The sequence below is a fragment of the Candidatus Hydrogenedentota bacterium genome, from assembly GCA_019695095.1.
GTDB lineage: Bacteria > Hydrogenedentota > Hydrogenedentia > Hydrogenedentales > SLHB01 > JAIBAQ01.
The window spans coordinates 1-2,793 of sequence record JAIBAQ010000384.1 but is presented as its reverse complement, the minus strand read 5'-3'; the positions used below and the strand labels follow the sequence as shown (position 1 = coordinate 2,793).

At 59.6% G+C, this 2,793-nt stretch carries 4 protein-coding genes; 3 read left to right on the top strand and 1 reads right to left on the bottom strand.

What is annotated here, in order from left to right:
• Nucleotides 1-100: 100 nt before the first annotated feature.
• Entirely contained in the window at nt 101-1,366 is a 1,266-nt protein-coding gene (locus tag K1Y02_26690) for an MFS transporter (protein ID MBX7259971.1), read from the bottom strand.
• 186 nt (nt 1,367-1,552) lie between these two features.
• Between K1Y02_26690 and K1Y02_26685 the strand changes: the two genes are divergently transcribed.
• The 3 genes from K1Y02_26685 to K1Y02_26675 form a co-directional block, all read left to right on the top strand.
• Complete coding sequence (locus tag K1Y02_26685; GenBank protein MBX7259970.1) at nt 1,553-1,831, top strand: type II toxin-antitoxin system RelE/ParE family toxin; 279 nt, start codon at nt 1,553-1,555, stop codon at nt 1,829-1,831.
• Between the two features lie 9 nt (nt 1,832-1,840).
• Complete coding sequence (locus tag K1Y02_26680) at nt 1,841-2,125, top strand: HigA family addiction module antidote protein (GenBank protein ID MBX7259969.1); 285 nt, start codon at nt 1,841-1,843, stop codon at nt 2,123-2,125.
• 83 nt (nt 2,126-2,208) lie between these two features.
• The coding region (locus K1Y02_26675; protein ID MBX7259968.1) for a hypothetical protein at nt 2,209-2,793 on the top strand (585 nt) is incomplete at its 3' end.

Below are 2,793 nucleotides of genomic sequence, written 5' to 3'. Positions count from 1 at the left end.
TTATATATTGAACGTCGTTGATGGCCATTGACTTCACCTCGCTTCAATCCTATCACAAGAAGTCCAACGACGCCACCAGCCGAGATCGCTACAACGGAACTCAAACCGCCGGATCATCCGCCACAACAAGTACCTCCTCCTCCTCAACGGCCTCCGACAACCCCTTCCCCGGCCCACGGAAAAACAACGCGAACACCGCCAGCACGCCAACCGCCCCCCAGGCAGGTATGCGCCAGATGGCATGCCAGTCGTGCACGAAGCCGTTCACCGGCTCCGCGAGTACGTGCGCCTCCATCACTTTCCCGGCCAACAACGTGCCGACGAACGCACCGACTCCCCACAAAATAAACGCGATGAAGCCCTGGGCCGCCCCACGCATCCGTTCGTTGCACTCTTCGTCGACGTAGAGTTGTCCGGCGATGAACAGGAAGTCATAACAGACGCCGTGCAACAAGATCGCGCCGATGATGAACGACGTGGCCAGGGTGGCCGCGTTGACGCTCTGCGCGAGCAGGAAATAGCGCGTGGCCCAGGCGATAATCCCGAGGGCGATGGTCTTTTTGTAACCCAGCCGGTGCAGCATGAGCGGCAGGAGCAGCAAGAACACCACATCAGACACCTGCGCCAGGGTGAGCGCACGGGCGAAGTTGGGCCAGCCGCTTTCGGTGAGGTAGATCCCCACATTAACGAAATAGAAGTAGAGCGGGATACAGATGAGGAACATGCACCCGATAAAAATGGCGAACGAAGGCTTCCTCAGCAGGCCAAGCGCGTCCAGCCCAAGGATCTCCCGCAGGGGGACATTCTCGCCCACCTTCTTCGGCGGCGTATGCGGCAGGGTCAGCGAATAGAGCCCCAGCACGACCGACGTAGCACCGGCGAGATAGAACTGCAGGGCGACCTGCTCCGCCTGGCACGCGGTAACCACCAGCCCGGCGGCCACCCAGCCCACGGCGGAAAGCACCTTCACCTGGGGAAAGTCCTTCTTCGCATCCGGCAGTTGATGCAGCGATAGCGAGTTGCCGAGGGCAAGCGTGGGCACGTAGGTGGCGCAATACACAATAAGCAGGGCGTAGAACGGCGGAAACGCCGTCATCCGCGGCAGCAGAACGAGCAGGACCCCACCGAGCACCCCCAGAACCCCAAGTAACTTCTCCGTGGCGAAGTAGCGGTCGGCGACGAGGCCGACAAAAAACGGCGAAATCATCGCACCGACCGCAAAGGCCCCATACGCCAGGCCGATCTCTCCGCCCGTGAATTTCAACGTGTTGGTCAGGTAGGCCCCCATGCTGGCATACCAGCACCCCCAGGTGAAGTACTGCAGAAACATGAAAACGGACAGGCGAAGCTTGATGTTCGAAGGCATGACGTTCCTCGCGTAAGGGGGAAAGCAGAACTGCACCAATTGCACCGACTGGAGAGATTAGAACCCAACCGATGTCGGGATCGCAATTGCGCCAGAAGGGCTCGCTGTCTGCAATCGTTGGGACCACCCACCCTTGTGGACATGCGGGAACTTGCAACCTGTAACGTATCGCGTTACAATGACACCGTGATTGCGAGTTTCAAGCACAAGGGATTGGAACGCTTCTTCCGGCGCGGATCGACGACGGGTATTCAGTCGGCTCACGCTGTGCGGTTGCGCCTTATCCTGGGCCGCTTGAATGCCTCCACCTGCCCGCGAGACATGAATCTGCCCGGATTGCACCTGCATGAGTTGCGGGGCGCACGGCGCGGAACGTGGTCCGTACAGGTAAGCGGCAATTGGCGGGTCACGTTTCAATTCGAAGGTGCAGACGCGATCCACGTCGACTACGAAGACTACCATTGAGGCGCCATTATGATGATGTATAACCCACCCCACCCCGGCGAGGTCCTCAGGGAACTTTGCCTCGAACCGCTCAATCTCAGCATCACCGATGCCGCCAAGGCCCTTGGAGTAAGCCGCAAGACGCTCTCCAGCATCCTGAATGGCCGCGCGGGCATCAGCCCCGAAATGGCCGTGCGACTCTCCATCGCCTTTAAAACCACTTCCGAAAGTTGGATGAACCAGCAGATGCAGTACGACCTCTGGCAGGCCGAGCAACACCGGGACGAACTCGCGGTGATGACATTGACCCAATAGGGACCAACCCGAACGAAAACTTGCGTTATAATACAAAGGAGGCACACCATGTCGCTGAACCGGAACCTGGAGATATTGCCCCAATGAGACGCACGCAAGTAATTCGACGCGCACGCCGTATCGCCTTTGGCGCGGGGCTTGTCTTTCTGCTCGCATTGATGCCCCTTACAGCCTTCGCGCAAGTTTCCGACCCCAACACCGGCTCCGCTACCACGCCCGAAAGCACAACGGCAAAGCCCGCGGGCTCGGCCCCGGTGCGGCAGGAACCGCAATACCGACCAGCCGTCGACCTGCGGACGCTGTTCCAGCGCGAAAGCCACAACCCGGACCGGGCACCACTATCCGTAAAAGGAAGAAAAGACGGGACCATCGAGGTGCGGGACCGTCATGGCGAACTCATTGAAATTTATCCCTCGGGCACCTTCGCCCTCTCCGGCCGGATCTCACCGGAAGCAATTGAACGCATAAACTCGCAACGGGCGACCGGGCAGGAAGCATTCGCGGAGCGCAAGGCCGCCGAGCAGGAAGCGGCGAAGCAGCAGATGGAGGCGGACAAGGCCGCAGATGCCGCGGCAACCAAAGAAGCGGAAGATAAAGACGCCAAGTGGAACGCGGACCTCGCATCAAAATCGGATGCCTATAAGACTGGCAGCATTGAAGGCATCGGC

Bases quoted from the DNA above. Each gene is read 5' to 3' on its own strand.
- K1Y02_26680 (MBX7259969.1), top strand. From the start codon at position 1,841: ATGATGATGTATAACCCACCCCACCCCGGCGAGGTCCTCAGGGAACTT.
- K1Y02_26690 (MBX7259971.1), bottom strand. From the start codon at position 1,366: ATGCCTTCGAACATCAAGCTTCGCCTGTCCGTTTTCATGTTTCTGCAG.